This window comes from Halioglobus japonicus (assembly GCF_001983995.1).
In the GTDB taxonomy this organism is placed as follows: Bacteria; Pseudomonadota; Gammaproteobacteria; order Pseudomonadales; family Halieaceae; genus Halioglobus; species Halioglobus japonicus.
The window spans coordinates 3,192,901-3,211,794 of the sequence record NZ_CP019450.1; the positions used below are offsets into that span (position 1 = coordinate 3,192,901).

General features: G+C 58.3%; 17 protein-coding genes and 1 pseudogene. 5 read left to right on the plus strand and 13 right to left on the minus strand.

Annotation, left to right across the window (positions count from 1 at the left end; genetic code table 11):
- Positions 1 to 2 precede the first annotated feature (2 nt).
- From BST95_RS15065 to BST95_RS15085, 5 genes are all read right to left on the minus strand, one after another.
- A complete protein-coding gene (locus BST95_RS15065; protein ID WP_084200367.1) occupies positions 3 to 500 on the minus strand; it encodes a cyclic nucleotide-binding domain-containing protein in 498 nt (165 codons plus the stop codon).
- Positions 501 to 513: 13 nt separating this feature from the next.
- Positions 514 to 918, minus strand: a complete 405-nt coding sequence (locus BST95_RS15070; protein ID WP_066051822.1) for a protein tyrosine phosphatase family protein — start codon at positions 916 to 918, stop codon at positions 514 to 516.
- A 100-nt stretch (positions 919 to 1,018) separates the two neighbouring features.
- Entirely contained in the window at positions 1,019 to 1,825 is an 807-nt protein-coding gene (locus BST95_RS15075; protein ID WP_084200368.1) for an enoyl-CoA hydratase-related protein, read from the minus strand.
- Positions 1,826 to 1,908: 83 nt separating this feature from the next.
- Positions 1,909 to 2,661, minus strand: coding sequence for a sulfite exporter TauE/SafE family protein (locus tag BST95_RS15080; RefSeq protein WP_229801584.1), 753 nt, complete (start codon positions 2,659 to 2,661; stop codon positions 1,909 to 1,911).
- A 10-nt stretch (positions 2,662 to 2,671) separates the two neighbouring features.
- Positions 2,672 to 3,775 carry a phosphoribosylaminoimidazolesuccinocarboxamide synthase gene (locus BST95_RS15085; RefSeq protein WP_084200369.1) on the minus strand — a complete coding sequence of 368 codons (1,104 nt, stop codon included), beginning with the start codon at positions 3,773 to 3,775 and terminating at the stop codon, positions 2,672 to 2,674.
- A 231-nt stretch (positions 3,776 to 4,006) separates the two neighbouring features.
- On the opposite strand from BST95_RS15085, the gene BST95_RS15090 reads away from it, so the two are divergent.
- On the plus strand, positions 4,007 to 4,435 hold the full coding sequence (locus BST95_RS15090; protein WP_084200370.1) for a group II truncated hemoglobin: 429 nt from the start codon (positions 4,007 to 4,009) through the stop codon (positions 4,433 to 4,435).
- Positions 4,436 to 4,439: 4 nt separating this feature from the next.
- Positions 4,440 to 6,476 carry a TonB-dependent receptor gene (locus BST95_RS15095; protein ID WP_084200371.1) on the plus strand — a complete coding sequence of 679 codons (2,037 nt, stop codon included), beginning with the start codon at positions 4,440 to 4,442 and terminating at the stop codon, positions 6,474 to 6,476.
- Here the strand turns inward: BST95_RS15095 and BST95_RS15100 are convergent, their stop codons facing one another.
- From BST95_RS15100 to hrpA, 7 genes and pseudogenes are all read right to left on the minus strand, one after another.
- Positions 6,477 to 6,956 carry an STAS domain-containing protein gene (locus BST95_RS15100; RefSeq protein ID WP_084200372.1) on the minus strand — a complete coding sequence of 160 codons (480 nt, stop codon included), beginning with the start codon at positions 6,954 to 6,956 and terminating at the stop codon, positions 6,477 to 6,479. It abuts the gene before it with no gap.
- A gap of 1 nt (position 6,957) precedes the next feature.
- Complete coding sequence (locus BST95_RS15105; RefSeq protein WP_084200373.1) at positions 6,958 to 8,139, minus strand: PP2C family protein-serine/threonine phosphatase; 1,182 nt, start codon at positions 8,137 to 8,139, stop codon at positions 6,958 to 6,960.
- A gap of 122 nt (positions 8,140 to 8,261) precedes the next feature.
- Positions 8,262 to 8,983 (minus strand): annotated as a pseudogene (locus BST95_RS21430) (MlaA family lipoprotein).
- A 71-nt stretch (positions 8,984 to 9,054) separates the two neighbouring features.
- A complete protein-coding gene (locus BST95_RS15115; RefSeq protein ID WP_084200374.1) occupies positions 9,055 to 9,801 on the minus strand; it encodes an HvfC family RiPP maturation protein in 747 nt (248 codons plus the stop codon).
- A complete protein-coding gene (locus BST95_RS15120) occupies positions 9,798 to 10,649 on the minus strand; it encodes an HvfB family MNIO-type RiPP peptide maturase (RefSeq protein WP_084200375.1) in 852 nt (283 codons plus the stop codon). The genes BST95_RS15115 and BST95_RS15120 overlap by 4 nt, the downstream gene beginning before the upstream one ends.
- Complete coding sequence (locus tag BST95_RS15125) at positions 10,639 to 10,998, minus strand: HvfA family oxazolone/thioamide-modified RiPP metallophore (protein WP_420866353.1); 360 nt, start codon at positions 10,996 to 10,998, stop codon at positions 10,639 to 10,641. The genes BST95_RS15120 and BST95_RS15125 overlap by 11 nt, the downstream gene beginning before the upstream one ends.
- Before the next feature lie 149 nt (positions 10,999 to 11,147).
- Positions 11,148 to 14,888 (minus strand): ATP-dependent RNA helicase HrpA, encoded by a 3,741-nt coding sequence (gene hrpA, locus BST95_RS15130; protein ID WP_084200376.1) that lies wholly within the window; start codon positions 14,886 to 14,888, stop codon positions 11,148 to 11,150.
- A gap of 80 nt (positions 14,889 to 14,968) precedes the next feature.
- Between hrpA and BST95_RS15135 the strand changes: the two genes are divergently transcribed.
- Positions 14,969 to 15,448 carry a MaoC family dehydratase gene (locus tag BST95_RS15135; RefSeq protein ID WP_084200377.1) on the plus strand — a complete coding sequence of 160 codons (480 nt, stop codon included), beginning with the start codon at positions 14,969 to 14,971 and terminating at the stop codon, positions 15,446 to 15,448.
- On the opposite strand, the gene BST95_RS15140 is transcribed toward BST95_RS15135, so the two are convergent.
- A complete protein-coding gene (locus BST95_RS15140) occupies positions 15,437 to 15,946 on the minus strand; it encodes a hypothetical protein (RefSeq protein WP_146004153.1) in 510 nt (169 codons plus the stop codon). The two genes, BST95_RS15135 and BST95_RS15140, sit on opposite strands and share 12 nt — an antisense overlap.
- A 140-nt stretch (positions 15,947 to 16,086) precedes the next feature.
- Between BST95_RS15140 and mnmC the strand changes: the two genes are divergently transcribed.
- The gene (gene mnmC, locus BST95_RS15145) at positions 16,087 to 18,102 is read left to right on the plus strand and encodes a bifunctional tRNA (5-methylaminomethyl-2-thiouridine)(34)-methyltransferase MnmC2/FAD-dependent 5-carboxymethylaminomethyl-2-thiouridine(34) oxidoreductase MnmC1 (protein WP_169843961.1); all 2,016 of its coding nucleotides are present in this window, start codon (positions 16,087 to 16,089) and stop codon (positions 18,100 to 18,102) included.
- Positions 18,102 to 18,860 (plus strand): glutaminyl-peptide cyclotransferase, encoded by a 759-nt coding sequence (locus tag BST95_RS15150; protein ID WP_084200380.1) that lies wholly within the window; start codon positions 18,102 to 18,104, stop codon positions 18,858 to 18,860. Before mnmC ends, BST95_RS15150 begins: the two co-directional genes overlap by 1 nt.
- The last annotated feature ends 34 nt before the right edge of the window (positions 18,861 to 18,894 follow it).

The following is an 18,894-nucleotide window of genomic DNA, read 5'->3' on the forward strand; positions in this document are numbered from 1 at the left end:
GTTCAACCCGCCTGCTGGGCGCCGTCACCGGCGCCCACGAGAACATCCTCAAGAATTTCTATCTCTCGCGACAGCTCGCGCGAGAGATTTATCATCAGCAACCCAAAGTCCGCCGGGTACTCCACATGCAGGCGATAAAACAGCGTTTTGTCGATGTTCAGCCACAGTGTGTCCTTAACAGCGACATCGGTGCCGTTGTGCTCAATCATGCCAATCATAAGATCGAAACCGACCTGATCGCCGGGGCAATAGTAGCGGGTCAGCACCTCACAGGTATCGCCGCGCTTATAAAACGCCGTCTTACCTGAGAGCACCACCTGGAAATCGTCCGCCGGCTCTTCAATTCGCTCCAACTTCTCGCCCTGAGCCAGAAACTGGATCTCGCCATCCCACAACAGGGTTTCAATGGCCTCATCAGAAAGCGCGCCAAAGGTGGCCAACTCACGAAAATACGGCAGCCCGTATTGAGCCAGCACGTCGGCCGCGGAACGCGTCTCCATGGCCGCAGCCCGCCTAGATGACCCGGGCAGCCATGCTCAGATCAAAACCGATGCCGCGAGCCTGGGCGGCGGCCTCGTCCTGAGCATCGACATCGCGGGTCACCACCCACAGGTTAGTGCAGCGCGTGCCGGTGCGACAAAACGCAAACACGGGACGGTCTTCATCGTCGAAAAAGTCCGCCATTTGATCCACTGCGGGGCCGGGAAAGTCCATCGCGGTCACCGGCAGGTAGTGGTACTCCAAACCCGCCGCCTTTGCCGCTGCGGCAATATCTGCGCTGCTGGGCTGGCCGGGCTCCTCACCGTCGGGCCGATTGTTGATCAACACCTTGAAACCGGCCTCAGCAATCTGGGGAATAATCTCCGGGCGAATCTGGCCGGCAACGCCGACCGTAGGGGAAAGTTTGTAAACGTTCATTGATACCTCCGATTGAGGCGTTATAGCAGAGCAATGCCAAGGGTGCCAGTCACGCTGCTGAAGAAGCAGCCCTGCGGCTAATACCTGAACGTAGCTTTACTTACTCACCGCTGAACTCAGGCGCACGCTTTTCACGAAATGCACGGGTGCCCTCGCGCGCATCCTTGCTCATCATAATGTCCGCGGCCTGGCCCATTTCAAAACCAAAGGCCTCTGCCCAGGGCTGGGTATGGGTTTCCAGCGCGGTACGCTTAATCGCCTGCAGCGCCAGCGGCGCCTGTGCACAAATGGCATCCGCATAGTACTCGGCGCGCGCCTGAAGATCCGACAGGGGCACCACTTCCGACACCAGCCCCATGGCCAGCGCTTCCCCTGCACTCACCGGTGCGCCGCCGAGCAGAATCTTCATCGCGTGGGCCCAGGGCAACTGCCGTGTCAGGCGCACCATGGAACCGGCACCGGGAACAATACCCAGTTTCGGCTCAGGCAGCGCAAACTGGGCATGCTCAGCGGCAATGCGAATGTCAGTCGCCTGGATCAGCTCAGTGCCGCCGCCCAGCGCCCGGCCATTAATCGCGGCCACCACCGGCTTGTACAACGGTTCTCCCTTCAACATCACCTTATCGGAAATCAGCGGGTCGTTCTTGAGGCGTTCTTCCAGTTCCGAGGTGGGCTCACGAGCACCAGTCCACAGCGGGATAACATCGCCAAGGTCTCCGCCGCAGCAGAAGTCTTCATCGCCCGCCGCCGTGACAACCGCCACCCGGATATCGGTGTCTGCACGCACCTCATCCCAGGCGTCCGCCAGGCCGACAAAGGCCTCGCCGTTGAGCGTATTTTTTGCCTCGGGGCGGTTGAGAGTAATCCAGGCCTGGTGGCCGCGTTTTTCGAATTGTATGGCGCTCATAGCGGTAGTTCCCGACGTAAGAACAGTTAGCCTAGTCAGCGCTGCACCATTCCACCATGCCGGACGCGGCCAATTTTTTTGCCCTACACACCGGTAACGCCCTCCCACAACAGCTTGGCACCCACCACCAGCAGGAAGAAACTGATGATGCGGTAATACACGGCCGGCTCAGAGCGACGCACCAGATAGTGTCCGATACGCACGCCTACCGGGGCCAGAGGCACCAGTGCCAGGGAGTAAAGCAAGTTGTCGGCGCTGAACTGTCCGAGCAAGGTGTACGGCACCAGTTTGACCACATTCACCACGGCAAAAAAAAGCCCCGCCGTACCGGCGAACAACAGCGGCGCGAGGCCCTTGGGCATAAGATACATGGTAAAAGGCGGCCCGCCGGCGTGAATGCTGAAGCTGGTAAAGCCGGCCACGGTACCGTACAGCGTGCCCGCCACTGGGTTGTGCTTGCGCTGCACATCTGCGCGCATCGCGAACAGGCTCTGCAGGCCAAACAACAGGGAAATGGCTCCCACCATAATGCGCATATAGCTATCGTTCATAGCATCAGCGCTGAGGTAGCCGAGCAAAATGCCGAAAATTGCCCCCGGCAACAACACCCTCAGGGCAAGGCGATCGTAATGCCCCCAATAGGTGCGCACTACAAAAAAATCCATGACAACCAGAATGGGCAGCATAATGGCAGCAGCCTGGGTCGGCGGCATAACAAGCGCCATCATGGGCACCGACAACACCGCTACCGAACCGCCAAAACCGCCCTTGGAAATGCCGTACAGCAGCACAGCCGGAATACTGACCAGATAAAACGCGGGATCTGTCAGCATCATGAATCGGCGCCTAGTCGATCAGGCCAAACTCGTCCCTGAGCACAGCAATAATCTCGGCCTTGGGATTAGCAGAAATATCCACGGGCTTGCCGATAATCTTCTCGGCTATGCCTGTATAGGTTACGGATACATCCATTAGTACGTCCGCGGGCAGTGCGTTGTCTGCCGCGAGCGCTGTGCGCTCGGCCATGCGATCTTTGTTCAGCAGAATGTCGGGGTCGGGAAAGTGGTTGAGCAATAACTGGCGGAAACTCTCCTTGGAGTTTTCGACCACCCTACCCTCGCGCCTGGCCGGCCCATCCCAGATCCGCGACGAATCAGGCGTGCCCACCTCGTCCATGTAAATCAGCTTCTCGTTGCCCGCCTTGTCGGTGACATAGCCAAATTCAAACTTGGTATCGACAAAGATCTGGTCAAGCGCGACCAACTGGTCGCTGATCAGGGCAAAGCCCTCCGTGAGCAACTGCTCATAGCGATATACATCCGCGGCTGACCGAAGATTGAAGGCGGCATAGTTGTTCTCGATATCGCTGCGCGTGATGTTCACGTCATCCACCGCAGGTACCCCGGGAATACCCTCAAGAATTCCCTTGGTCGATGGTGTAATCAGTAACTGCGGCAGCTTTTGATCCTTCTCCAGACCATCGGGTATCGAAATACCGCAAAACTCCCGTTCGCCATTGGCGTAAGAGCGCCACATGGAACCGGTAATATACTGCCGGGCAATCGCTTCGATCATCACAGGCTTGGCTTTCTGCACTATCCACACCAGTGGGTGGGGAATTTCGAGAATGTGGCTATCGGCCAGGCCCTGGTTGCGGAAACACTCAAACCAGTGATTCGAAATGGCATTGAGCGCGGCGCCCTTGCCTGGCACGCCGGCCATCCCCCCCTCGCCATGCCAGATGCAGTCAAAGGCGGAGATTCGATCCGAGATAACCATAATTGCCAGGGGCGCATTTGCCGGAACATCGTAGCCACGCTCCTGCACCAGGCGGGCGCTGTCCTCATCCGTCAACCAATACACTGAGCGCACCTTGCCACTGTGCACAGGCGCGCCTGTACGTATGGGGAGATCGTTGTTCACAGCCATCACTTGTTGGGCAAGACTCATAAGGAACATTCACCTGGTTGCAGCACACGAACAGGGCTTCGTAGCCCTCTATGGAAGCGCGCATTCTAGCAGAGCCATCACGGGCCCGGCGAGCGTTGCCGGCTTTGTCATAACTGTGCCATACCAGCAGCCGCAAATATCCGCACTCAAGCCTGACAAGCTACCCCCAGCCTCGCTACAATAGGCGCCCAAGGACCTCGCCGTATGTGGTCCAGCAGGAAATGAATAACGATGAATCAACCACAAACTCCCTATCAGATACTTGGTGAACCAGGCATTCGCAATCTCACCAGCACCTTCTATGACATCATGGACGAGCACCCCGAGCTCACTAGGCTGCGGGCGATGCACGCGGCCGACCTGGGGCCCATGAAGGAAAAGCTCGCCGACTACCTGATCGGCTGGATGGGCGGGCCACCGCTGTACGCCGACAAGCACGGCACGGTCTGCATGACCGAACCCCATGAGCCCTACCACATCGGTCCCGAGGAGCGAGATCAGTGGTTGCAATGTATGGATCTGGCACTGGAGCGCACCGGCGCTTCCGATGAATTGATCCAAATGCTCAAACACCCCATGTTCCGCGTGGCTGACGCGGTGCGCAATCGCGAGGGGCCGGCGGCCTCTGCTACCAATCCCAACATTATCGCGTCACACTAATCTTATGAGTTATCGACTACCGCTGGCTGCGGCTGTATTGCTTTGCACCCTCAACCCGACTTTCGCCGACGAATTGGTAGAGGAGCAAGTGCTGGTTACCGCCACCCGCCTGCCCACCAATGCCGACAACCTGCCCCTGAGCTGGTCCAGTATCGATCAGCAGGCCATTAACCTGGCCGGCCAGGTCCACATCAACGAGTTGATGCAACAGGTACCGGGTGCCTGGATCAGTCGCGGCAATGGCCAGGAAAGTCTGCCTTCATTGCGCTCGCCGGTACTCACCGGTGCGGGTAGCTGTGGTGCATTTTACATGGCTGCCGATGGCATTGCCCTGCGTGCACCCGGTTTTTGTAACGTGAACCAATTGTTTGACGCCAACACTGAACAGGCCGGCGCTATTGAAGTCATCAAAGGACCGGCAACGGCTCTGTATGGTTCCAATGCCATGCACGGTGTCATCAATATACTGAGTGCAGCCCCAGACGTTCCAGAGCACAGTATTGCCTTGGAGGCCGGGCCACACGACTACTACCGCGGCAAGTACCGCTATGCCGGCAGCGCGGGGGCTCACAAGTTCGGCATCAGCTTCAACGGCACCAGCGACGGCGGCTACAAAGCTGACTCAGGTTTTGACCAACAGAAACTTACCCTGCGCGATGATTATCAGGGCGAAAACTGGAGCATCACCTCAGTACTGGATTATGCCAATCTGAATCAGGAAACTGCCGGGTTCATTACCGGCTATAAGGCTTACGCCGACGAAGACCTGAAAGATACCAACCCCAATCCTGAAGCCTATCGAGATGCGCGATCGGTGCGCGCCTACAGCCGCATGAGCCGCGATCTGGACGGGCAGAATACGCTGGTCGTTACGCCTTACTTGCGTGACAACAGCATGGAATTCCTCATGCACTTTCTGCCCTGGCAGCCGGTCGAGGAAAACGGCCACACCAGCCTGGGCCTGCAGAGTGCACTGCACACAGAGGCTGGTAACTGGGCCTGGACTAATGGCGCCGACCTCGATTACACCGACGGCTGGCTGAAGGAAACCCAGGCAGAGCCCTTCAGCCCCAATCAGCCTGCCGGCGTGCACTACGATTATCAGGTCGACGCACTGAGTGCAGCGTTATTCAGCCAGGCCACCTGGGCGGCCGAGCGCCTCGAGCTCTCTGGCGGCGCGCGCCTTGAATACAACCGCTACGACTACAACAATCGCACTGACGACGGTCCGGCCTGCAGCCCGGAAGCATCTGCCTGTCGCTTTTATCGTCCCGCCGACCGCGAGGACGATTTCACCGGCCTGTCACTCAATGCCGGTGTCAACTACCAGTGGCTCGATGATCACAGTGCCTATCTGCGTCTGGCGCGAGGTTTCCGCGCGCCTCAGGCGACGGAGCTCTACCGTCTGCAGTCCGGCCAGGAGGTCGCCGACCTGGATGAGGAAGAACTGGACAGCATCGAGATGGGGCTGCGCGGCAACATCACAGACAAGTTCAGCTATACCGCGTCGCTGTACTACATGGAGAAAGACGAAGTCATTTTCCAGGATGCCAATCGTCAGAACGTCAGTGGAGCCAGCACGGAGCACCAGGGGTTGGAACTTTCAATTGACTACAGCTTTACCGAGAACTGGTACTTGAATGCGGTCGCTTCCGTAGCCCGCCACCGCTATGCCAGCGCTATCGAGCTGCTCGGTTCCAGCGGCGACATAAAAGGTAACGACATCGACACCGCACCACGCCATACGGGCAGCGCGCGCCTTGGGTGGAACTTCAACGATAGTAGCACCGCGGAACTGGAGTGGATTTATCTGGGCTCGCACTATCTGGAGCCAGACAACCAGCACAAGTACGATGGCCACGAACTGGTTAACCTGAGGGTAAGTTCAGCGTTCAACGAGAGCTGGTCGGGGGCTTTGCGCGTCACCAACCTGCTTGACGAAGACTACGCTGAACGGGCCGATTTCGGTTTTGGCAGTTATCGATATTTTGTGGGAGAGCCCCTGGGTGTGTACGCAGAAGTGCGCTACAGCCTGCGCTGATCAGCCCCGTTCCAGGGCCATCATCAAATCCTTGAATTTGGCCTGATTTTCTTCCGAGAGGCCCATCAACACACGATGGGCCTCGATCACCTTGGCCTTCACAGTTGCCTCGCTACCCGTGACCTGCGGCAGTTCCTGAATATCTTTGGGACTGGCACAGGCCTCTTCGCGCAATTCAAACAGGCGCTGGAACCCCATACTTTTCAGCAGGCGATTAATCCCCGGCTCGCAGGAGAAGATGGCGGGCTGAAAGTCGTACTTTTCCTTCACGTTAATGGCCAACTTGGCCAGCAGACCCAGCGTTGTACTGTCGATACCCTCAGCATCGCACAAATCCACCCAGACACTCGTAAACTCAGGGTCTTCGAACATGGTATGAAAGTATTCTTCGATGGTAGTGCACAACGTCACACGCACATCACCTTTCATCCGGATGACGTAGGCGCCGTCGTGGCTCGCCGCAAGAATTCTTCCGTCCATCTCAGTCGCGTTTGCTAATAAACAGGGCGGCGATATCATCCGGTGCCGTCTCCACCCGGTCAAGCCCCAGGCGGGTCACCAACTCTTCCGGTGAGTCAGCAGTTTCCTCAAACACCCGGATGAAGTAATTTTCTTTCTCGATCAGATTTTTCGGCGGCAGGATTTCGAGAATCCCATCCGAGAACAGCGCCAACATGAAGCTGTCTGGCAGATCGATGAGATGTTCCTCGTAATGGGCGTCTGCCATAATGCCCACCGCGGAGCCCTCTCCTCGCAGATATCGGGCTCCCTCATGGGACACCAGCACCGGCTGAGGCAAGTGCCCCGCGACACTGTAGCGCAAGGTATTTTCCTGAGTATCGACCACGCCCACAACCATCGTGGCAAACTTACCCACCTCAAGGTCCATGAGCTCCAGGTTCGCCTGCTTGAGCATAGCTACCGGGCTGTATATGGCATCGTCGTTCTTGCGCAGCAGATCGGAACGTTTGCGCGCAAACAGGTTTTTAAGCAAGACCGTAGCGAAGGCGGAAGAACTGCCATGCCCGGAGACGTCGGCCATGAGAAAGGTGACATGTCGATCGCCCACCGTAAAATAGTCGGTGAAGTCGCCACTCAGGTATAACGATGGAATCACGGTGTGGCTGAATACGTAGTCGTCCAGCACCATCGGCGTAGAGGGCAGCATACGCATCTGTACCTGGCGGCCGGCCTGCTGATCCTGCTCAAGTACTTTGATCGTGCCACGCAGTTCGGTATTGGCGGCTTCCAGACGCTTGCGCGAACGTTCAAGCTCACGCCTTACCTGGCGCTGGCGCCGGCATCGCTCCAGGGAACGCTCCAGTGCTTCGATGTCATCCAGGGGACGCACAAAGAAATCACTGGCGCCCCAGCGCAATGCCCGCATTATTGACTCTGCGCGAGCCTCATCACTGATCAGTACGATGGGGATCTGGTGGTCCAATTCGGGAACCGAGCGCCGAGTGGCATCCCAGGTCAGACCCTCCATATCGAATTCACAGAGGATGACGTCCAACTCCGGACGCGAGTGCAGAAATTCACGTGCGCCAAGCGCGGTGGTATGAATTACGGGCTCAAAACCCAGCCCTTTGACAAGCTCGGCCAAGGCTAAAACGCGGGATTTGTCGTGGTCTACGACCAGTGCAGTTCCGGGAGCATCCATCAGTGATAATTCGCGTGTAACTGTCGCTGACACTACGCCCATCACTCAGCACAGGCAACATACCTTTGGCCGGTTTTGGCAAGATTTCACAACTTTTTCAATCATCGCCCGGCAAGGGTGGATCAGAACTCTTCCCAGTCTTCTTCCTGGTCAAAGTCAGAGAAATTGTCCTGGACAACGCCGTCGTTTACAAAGGTATTGCGGTTTTGCAGGTACGCGTCGCGAACGAAGATATAGGGGTCACCAGTGAGTAGTTCATCTGCGGCCAGCAACCGGGCGCGGCCGTCCACCAGCTCCAGACCCCACAATGAATTTCGCAGTGGAACATTATCGATATAAGTGGGTACCGACGTGTAGGTATCAACAATGGTGCCGGTCCCGCTACGGAACGTCCGTGGCCCAAAGAACGGCACCATAATATACGGCCCGAATCCACTCCCCAGATGGCGAGGGTGTGACCAAAATCGGTTCGATAAGGTGATATACCCATGGGCGTGGCCACATCAAATAATCCGACCAGACCCAACGTGCTGTTGATCAAGAAACGGCCACCACCTTGTGCCGCGCCGCCAAAGCGCCCTTGCAAGACGCCGTTAATCGCTGAGTTAAAGTCGTACATGTTGGCAAACATGTTGCCCACGCCACGCTTGGCAAACGACGGCATGACCCAGTCGTAACCCACGGCTACCGGGCGCATCAGGTATTTGTCGAGCGTATTATTCAGCGCAAACAATGGGCGATTGATCGACTCCAGTGGATCGATATTTTTCTCTTGCTCCTGTGCCATCGAGGCCAGGGGCAACAAAAGTGCCAGCGTGAGCATCAGGCGAGTAAGGGTTTTCATATCGACGTATACGAGTCAGCGGGAAACGTGGATGTTACGCGCGGGTGCAGTGGGAAGCAAATCACACACCATTACATCTGCGCGACCAGCACGTCGAGGCCAAGCATTTGCTCAACCTGCTCCAGGGCAAAAGCCTGCATATTTTCCAATGGCATGCCCAGTTCATTGGCAAGCGTCGCCAACAAGGTATCGACCGGCTGAGCATCGCCGTCGCGAAACAGCTCCAACAGGCGCGCCGTTGCCGCATTGATTTCGATGAACTTCACCTCATCATGTCTATCGCGATACACCACCAGATAACAGGGATCAGCGGGCGCCTCCGGCTTAAAGCCGGGGCCGATATGATGCACGGGAAACTGGTAGGCCAATACCCAGGCCAGGGGTGACAGGGTCAGCAAGGCTGATCCGGTGTCATCCAGTTCCAGCCGTGGCGGCAACTCCTGCTCGGCGACATCCAGAGCCAACTCCACCCACTCGTAGTGGGCCAACTCGTCCAGAAACGGCGGATCGCATGGGCGCGGCGTGTGCTCATTCATAAGGAATTGAATAAATTCCTGGCTGATTTCCAGGAAATACGGCGAACGACAGCGATGGCCATCCAGGAACGCGCGCACCAGCGCACGCCATTCGTCTTCGGCATACAGGCTGCGGAGCACTGGAAAGCCGCCGCGTATAAAACCTTCCACATTGTTGTAAATCAGGTCGCGATACACCTTCAGGCGGCGTTCCTCGACCTGTTCGGGCGCCGGGTTGTGCTCAGGATCGCGTAGGTAACTGGCCATGCGCATCTGGCTGTCACGCAACTGCTGGACTGTCATGCGGTCATGGCCTCCGGAGCGTTACTTCCATCGCGCTGGATCGCTCGCACCCGCTCTACTTCAGCGAGCAATTCCTCCAGCGGCGGCAGGTTGAAGTCGCGTTCCAGCAATGTCGGCAACACGCCTACCCGCTTGTAAGCTTGGGCCAGCAGGTTCCAGACCGGATCGATCACATCGGCACCATGTGTATCCACTTTGAGATCATCCGCCTCATCGAAATGACCTGCGATATGAATATACCTGGCGCGCGCCAGCGGCAAAGCATCGAGAAATTCTATAGGGTCGTACTGATGGTTAATGCTGTTCACGTAAATATTGTTCACGTCCAGGAGCAGATCGCAGCCGCTCTCCTCCAGAACCGCATTAATGAACTGCGATTCGCTGAGGTCTCTATGGGGCTGTGCGTAATAGGACGCATTTTCCAGGGCAATCGGTTCACCGATGATGTCCTGTACGCGACGCACGCGCTCAGCGACGTAGTGCACGGCTTCTTCGGTAAACGGTATCGGCAGCAAATCGTACAGGTGCCCTTCTGCTGCACAGTAGGTGAGGTGTTCGCTGTACAGTGGCACATCGAACTCGTCCATAAAACGGCGCACTGATTTCACCAGCTCGGTATCAAGCTCATCGGGGCCACCAATATCCAGCGACAGGCCATGCAGTGCGATCGGATAACGCTCGGCCATCTGGCGAAATTGACGCCCGTAACGGCCGCCCACACCAATCCAGTTTTCCGGCGCTACTTCCAGGAAGTCAACAGCGCCTTGCTGCATAGACGAAAGCGGACCCAAAAGGGCCCGCCTGAGTCCGAGTCCCGCGCCGCGGAACTCTGTTGCTTTAGAAGGCATTAGCCGCCGCACTTACCTTCGCCGCACTTGCCTTCACCGCCGGCTTTCTTTTCGCCGCCGCACTTTCCTTCGCCGCACTTGCCTTCATGGCCGGCTTTTTTCTCGCCGCCACATTTGCCTTCGCCGCACTTGCCTTCGCCCCGGCTTTCTCTTCACCGCATTTGCCTTCGCCACACTTACCTTCGCCGCACTTGCCTTCGCTGTGCTTGTCGTAGTTGGCGAGGTCGTAACCACCGCTCAGCTGAGTAGAAGAAAACGGGTTAACCTCGGCAGTTGCCAGAGGTGCAATAGAAGTCGCCAGGAACGCGGCACCGAAAGCGACTGCAAGAGGTTTTTTTGACTGTGACATGGTTATTTCCCTGTGGTTATCCAAATTTCATAGTTTTGCCGCCACGATGACCTGAAATCATCCGTTGCACCTTGGCGTGCTAGATATGACTCAAGTTGATGAACTAAGTTTCGTCAACTTCAACTTTTTTAGAGGGTCATCACTAACAATCACTGTGGATTCGCTTCCAACCACTGCTCCACCTCCCGCCATTGCTGGGCAAGGCGCTTTTCAGAGACCGCCTGGCGAGTCCCCAGATGCTGGGCAAACAGTGACACCCGGTACTCTTCGAGCATGAATCGATACTGCATGGCCGCCGGACAGGCCGCGAGGAACCCGGCACGTTGGCTCGTTGCCTGCTGCAATGGTTCAGTGAGCCCGGCCAGCAATGCACAGTATTTTTCATCCTTGGCCACCTGTCCGCTGAGGCGTTCGATTCGATTCAGCAGCGCCTTCATATACCGCGGGTACTGGACCAGCCAACTGGCAGGTGTATCGCGCAAAAATCCCGCGACCAACAGGCCACTGACCTGGTCATCAATATCACGCTTGATGTTCGGCCAGCGCTGCATGGGCGATGCCGCTAGTTTGGTCCGAGCGGTAGCAAGGGGCTTGAGCGCCGCCAACACGGTAGTTTCTATCTCATTGGCGCGACTGATGACATCTCCCTTGCCGCGTTCAAGCTGTTTGCCAAAGTCCGCTTCGCTATAGGGAAGTTGCTCGTCCAATGACATCGCCTGAACGTACGCTGCGTCGATAAGATCATCGACCAGCGCGGTTCGGTCCAGACCGGCGCCGGCGAGCACCAGATTAAAGTCATTGCCGCGCAACAGTTGCTTGCGTAGATATTTCACTTGTTGTGCGCTGTGCAGGCGTAGCATGTGCAATACACCTTCGCGATGCGCCAGCCTGGCGACCGCCGGATAATCACACAACTCAATAGCAGCGCCCTTCTCGCGGGGCACGAGGGCAGGATAAGAAACAATATCCTGACCGGCTTGGCGAAAGCGCCATTCACGGGGCACATCGCCAAAGTCCCAGCGAGTCAATCCATCGCGGGCCGGTGAAGCCGTTTTGGCCTTTCCTACACTCTGGCGGGTGTCGTCCCGGAAGCGGTCGATCAGCGCCTGCAGATTGCGGCCCTGAGCGAGCAGCTTGCCCTGGGCATCGACCACACGAACATTCATCCGATAGTAGTCATCGAGCTTGCCCGCGGACCAGTCCGCTGGCGTTAGTTGGACATTACCCATCTTGTCCAGGGTACGCGACAGCGCCTGAAGCAGGTCACTATCATCCGGCTCGAGTGTCGCCAGCGCCCGGTCGACAAAATCCGGCGCCGGGACCAGCCGCTTGCGCTTGTCCTTAGGCAGGCTTTTGACCAGTGCAATACACTTTTCACGTAGCAGGCCTGGTACCAGCCAGTCAAACAGAAACCGCGGCACGCGGTTCAGCAGCGCTACCGGCACAGTGACCGACACGCCGTCCGCCTCCTTACCCGGTTCGAACTGATAGCTCAGGCGAAAACTCATGTCCTGCCAATCGAGACTGGAGGGGAACTGGTCTTCCAGCTCCCCACCCGGGTCCCGGGCCAGCAGCTGCTCGCGGGCCATTTGCAGGCTCTCGCCCCGCTCCGGGCTGCGCTTCAACCAGGACTGCAATCGGCCGGCGGTGTAGGCGTTATCGGGCAGGCGCTCATTGTAGAACTCGAAGATGACTTCCTCGTCCACCAGAATATCGCGCCGACGGGTGCGCGATTCCAGCTCCTCCACCTCGCGCACCAGGCGCAGATTGTGCTTGAGGAAGGGCGGATGCTGTCGGTACTTACCGGCGACAAGGCCTTCGCGAATCAACAGCTCACGTGACTCCTCCGGCGCCAGCGGGCCGTAGTGAACAGAGCGTTTATCGGCAATCGTAAGCCCGTACAGGGTCAGCCGTTCCCAGGCCATGACCCTGCCACTGCGCGACTGCCAGCGCGGCTGGTAGTAGTGGTGCTTGAGCAAATCGGGGTTGATGTCCACGACCCACAGCGGATCGATGGCAGCGACGGTACGGGCAAAGACTTTGCTGGTTTCAACAATTTCAGCCGCCACAATCCACTTCGGCCGCTTACGCGACAAACCGGACCCCGGAAAAATCTGCAGCTTGCGATTGCGTGCGCCCAGGTACTCGCGATCTTCATGGTGCTGGGCAATGTTACCCAGCAGGCCCGCCAGCAGGGCGCGATGCACACCCTGATAGTTCTCTTCTTCGGGTAACTGAGCAGGCGTTTTAATTTTTTGCTGACGACAGGCGATGCTCAACTGGGCGTGAATATCGCGCCACTCGCGCATGCGCATGAACGACAGAAACTCTTTCTTGCACAATTTGCGCAGCTGATTCTGGCTCAGTGCCTGGCGCTGCTCTTCGTAGTAACGCCAGAGGTTCAGCCAGCCGAGAAAATCAGATTTCTCGTGACGAAAACGCGCGTGGGCCTGATCGGACTGTTGCTGTTTATCGGCCGGTCGCTCCTTTGGATCCTGCACCGCCAGTGCTGCAGCAATCACCAGCACCTCCGCCATACAACCCAGTTCGCCCGCAGCCAGCACCATTCGCCCCAACCGGGGATCGACCGGCAGTCGGGCCATGCGCCGGCCCACCGAAGTCAGTTCACGATCCGGTGTCACCGCACCCAGCTCTTCGAGCAGTTTGTAGCCATCGCGCACCAAACGCGGGTCCGGCGGGTTGATAAACGGAAATGCCTCCACATCACCGAGCCCCAAAATTGTCATTTGCAGGACGACCGCCGCCAGATTGGTACGCAGAATTTCGGGGTCAGTGAATTCAGGGCGCGACAGGAAGTCCTGCTCGCTATAGAGGCGCAGACAAACGCCCTCTTCTACCCGGCCACACCGTCCCATGCGCTGGTTGGCGCTGGCCTGGGAAATCGACTCAATCGGTAGCCGCTGCACCTTGGTGCGATAACTGTAGCGGCTGATGCGGGCATCGCCCGGGTCGATGACGTAGCGAATGCCCGGGACGGTCAGCGATGTCTCTGCGACGTTGGTCGCCAGAATGACGCGCAGCCCGCGACGGCTACCCAGATCAAACACCCGGTTCTGCTCCGCGGCGCTGAGACGGGCATACAGCGGCAATATGTCGAGCTGGGTTTCACGGCGCAGCAATTTGGCGAGCTCGCGAATGTCTCGCTCACCCGACAGGAACACCAGAATATCGCCCCGTTTGCCGTAGTCGCCCGCGTCGATGTCCTGAACCAGTGTGGCAATACGCTGCGGGACATCCTCTCCCTCGCCGGGATCGGCATCCAGGTAATGGGTGGTTACGGGGTAGGTTCGGCCCGATACCTCAATCACCGGGGCATCGTCAAAGTGACGGGCAAAGCTGTCCACATCGATGGTTGCCGATGTGATGATAATTTTCAGGTCCGGGCGCTGGGGCAGTAACTGCTTGAGGTAACCGAGCAAAAAATCAATATTCAGGCTGCGCTCATGGGCCTCGTCGATAATAATCGTATCGTAGCGGCGCAACAGGCGGTCGCGTTGAATTTCCGCCAGCAGGATACCGTCGGTCATCAGCTTGATGGCCGTGTCTTCCGATACCTTGTCAGTAAAGCGCACCTGGTATCCCACCAGCTGGCCCAACTCCCCCTTCAGCTCCTGGGCAATACGCTGGGCAACGGTGCGGGCAGCGAGACGCCGCGGCTGCGTGTGACCAATCAGCCCGTTCTGGCCGCGACCCAATTCGAGGCAGATCTTCGGCAACTGGGTGGTTTTACCGGAACCGGTTTCACCGGCCACGATCACCACCTGGTGATTGGCAATGGCGCGGGCAATCTCCTCGCGGCGCTGAGTGACCGGAAGTGCTTCTGGGTATTCTATCTGTAGGTCGGGGAGCACCCCCTTCTGGTTTGTCATGCTCCCTCACGAGCCTATTATCGTGGCGGTGCAATTGCACCCTGGGTTATGCTCTGGGCCCCGCTGATATGAGAGAGACCATGAGTACGCTGACCAACTTCACCTACGACGAAATCACCATAGGCCAAACTGCCAGCTATTCCAAGCAGGTCACCGAGCTCGATATACAGTTGTTCGCCGCAGTTTCCGGCGACGTCAATCCACTCCATCTGGACCCCGATTTTGCCGCCAGCACCCGATTCGGGGAGCGCATTGCCCACGGTATGCTGACCGCCTCGGTGATCTCCGCCGCGCTGGCCATGAAACTGCCCGGGCCAGGCTGTATTTTTATGGAGCAATCGCTCAAATTCCGCCTGCCGGTCAAGATCGGTGACGAGGTGCGGGTGGAACTGGAAGTGGTTGATACGGGCGAGCGCCGCAAAACGCTCATCATAGACAACAAGGTCTACAACCAGGACGGCAAATTGGTACTCACCGGCACGTCGACCGTCATCGCTCCGTCAGAGAAGCTGCAGTTGCCCGTGCCGGCCACGCCCATAGCCACCGTATCAGGCGGTTGATTCACCGCCTTCTGCCTGCTGCTGAGAGCGCTGAAACTGTTCGTAGTCCAGGTACATGGGGCGTAGCAGTACCGCAGCCTCGCGATCCGCGGTCTGCACGGACAACACCATCACCGAAGGCTCGTCGTCCTCGACGGTCACACCGGTAATACCAATGATCTGATTGTTGGGCTGATTTTGCGCTGTGAACGAAGGAATGTTCTGCTTGTTTTGCAGGGCGTTCACCAGGTTGCCCAGGGTCGTCGCCAGACTGGTGCGAAACGCACTGTAGTTTAACGTGCCTGGATACTCGCTGTGGTCCAGCGCCAGGTCGAAACGAACCACGGATTTATCTTCCATCTCAACCTTGGTCAGGGGCACCGCCTTTCCCTCAGCAACCTGTTTGAACAGGTTCTTGGCGTCGGTTCGGGGCGCCTCGATGAAAGCCCGGTGGAGAATATTTACGGCCATCGTCAGGAACTTGTCGCGCTCGATGGAATGGGTCTGATTGTCTGCCATGTTTACCTCGGCTGAAAAGAGCTGCAAGTCTACTGCCACAGGCGGTTGCGAGCAACGAAAACCCTGCCATAAAGGCGGGCCTTTGCTATGCTGTGCGGCGCGACGAACCGCCCCCACAACAGCATTCAACAAGGCTTTGCGTGAACCGCGAGAACGAACCCTGGACACCTGTCACCCCCGCACGGCTCGACTGGACCGACAACGGCGATCCGCTGTCTGAGATCTTTGGCGACGTCTACTACTCGGGTGAAGACGGCGCAGCCGAAAGCCGCCACGTGTTTCTGGACGGCAATCGGCTCGGCGAGCGCCTTATGGAAGCCCGCGGCCCGACCTTCGGCGTCGGTGAAACCGGTTTCGGCACCGGCCTGAATTTTCTGCTCACCTGGCAGCTGTGGCGCCAGCTCGGTCCGCAACGACCGCGCCTGCACTACCTGTCTGTCGAGAAGTTTCCACTCCAACGGGACGATCTGACACGGGCGCTGAGCAATTGGCCAGAGCTCGCACCGCTCGTGACCCAGCTGCTGCAGCACTGGCCAGACTTACTGCCCGGCCAGCATCGTCTGGTATTCGAAGACGGCCAGGTGATTCTGGACTTGTGGTGGGAGGACGTCGGTGCAGCGCTCCCTGATATTGCCAGCCGTGGTCCTACGATCGACGCCTGGTTTCTGGACGGTTTCGCCCCGGCGCGCAACGACGCCATGTGGCAGCCGGCACTGTATACCGCCATTGCCCAGGCGAGTCGCGACGACGCCACCTTCGCTACCTTTACCGCTGCCGGGCACGTACGACGCGGCCTGCAGGCCAGTGGGTTCAAGGTCGAGAAAGTACCGGGATTCGGGCGCAAGCGAGAGTGCTTGCGCGGCCAGCTCGAGACCCGGCCCGCCCCATCACCCGCGCAGCTCACCCCATGGGACCTCAGCAAAGCATCTGCTGCGCCAACCCCGCAACCGCGCACCGCTATCATCATCGGTGCCGGCCTGGCGGGCTGCACCACTGCCGCGGCGCTCGCCCAACGCGGGATACAGGTCAGCCTGCTGGATTCGGGACCACTGGCGGGCGAAGCGTCGGGCAACGATCAGGGGATACTTTACACACGGCTGTCGCGGCGCCACTCGGTCCTGACGGATTTCGCCCTGCAGAGTTTCACCTTTGCCGCAGCGATGTATCGGTCGATGTTTGCTTTGGGTCTGCTGCGCGAGGGTGACGACGGCGCACTGTGTGGCAGCTTTCATCAGCACCGCAACGCCGAGGACCTCGCGGTGTTGAGGAAGCGCCTGCAGGCGCTACCCCAGCTCGCGGCAGTGCTGGAACCCGATGCCGCCGTATCGCACCTGGGTGTTAAACCGAGCGAGCCAGGCTACTGGTTTCCACGCTCAGGCTGGCTGCGTCCACCGGGGGTATGTGCCGCGCTGGCCAACCACCCCAACATTACGCTTACCGAGCACTGCGGTGCGCTGTCACTGGCCCGTGACGACCAGCACTGGGTCGCCACTAGCGTCCAGGGTGCCGTGACAAAGGCGGAGGTTGCAATTATTTGCACTGGGGTGGCAACCCACCAATTTGCGGGCCTTGAGTGGCTGCCGCTGCAATCCATTCGCGGCCAGACCAGCCTAGTACCGGAGAACCCTGCCGTTACCGCCCTGACCGCCGGATTCTGTCACGAGGGCTATATTGCGCCAGCACGACAGGGCCGGCACTGCATCGGGGCCACCTTTAACCTCAAGGACGACGACAGAGATGTTCGTGACGCAGACCACCTGCACAATCTACGGCGCCTGGCGGCGGCACTGCCCGAGTGGCGCGACGCTATCTACGCCATCGACGTGGGCACGCTCGAAGGCCGGGTCGGCTTTCGCTGCGCAAGCCCCGACTACCTGCCGATAGCCGGCCCCGTGCCCGACTTCGACGCCTTCTTGCACAACTATGCCGGGCTGCGTAAAAATGCCAGGCAGGTGATCCCGGATCATGGAAGCTACATGCGAGATCTGTACGTCAACACAGCCCACGGCTCACGCGGCCTGAGTTCAGCCCCACTGACAGCACAAGTGCTGGCCAGCATGGTGTGTCGCGAAGCTGTGCCCCTGAGCCGGGAATTACAACGGGCGCTGGCACCGGCGCGCTTCCTGATCCGTGATCTGGCGAGGAATCGCATTTGATGCGTACAGCCATCGCTTTACTCCTGTTCGTGCTGGCACCGATGAGTATGGCGGTCGAACAGTACACTTATCGCGTGCTGGAAAAGCGCCCCCACGATCGGGCCAACTATGTCCAGGGCCTGGAAATTCACGACGGCAAGCTGTATGTCAGCGCCGGCGAGTACGGCAAATCGCGACTGCGCCGCTATGACCTCGAATCCATGTCGCTGGAACACGATGTTCCGTTGAATCCGCGCCTGTTTGCCGAGGGTCTCACCCGCCTGGATGACAAGCTCTATCAGCTCACCTGGCGCGAAGGCATGCTGCTGGAATTTGATTTTGCGACCCTCAAACCGATCAAATGGCATCCCATTAATAGTCAGGGATGGGGCCTCACCACCGATGGTTCAAAGCTGATCTACACCGACGGCGGCCATCATTTGCACTTTTTCACCCCGGGTGAAATTCAGCACAAACGCTCAGTGGCCGTCACTCTCAATGGCGCACCTGTGAACCACCTGAACGAGCTCGAGTGGATCGACGGCAAGATCTGGGCAAACATTTACCAGACGGATCGCATCGTCATCATCGATCCGGCCACCGGCAAAGTCACCGCCAATATCGATCTCGCTGGCCTGCTGCCCCGCGATGATCGCAAACCCAATACCGATGTACTCAATGGCATTGCCCGCAATCCTCAGGACGGCGCCCTCTGGGTCACCGGCAAACGCTGGCCGTGGTTGTACAGAATCGAACTGATACCCCACCCGAGCGAGTAATCGCGCTAGAATAGCCTCCTACCACACTGATCGA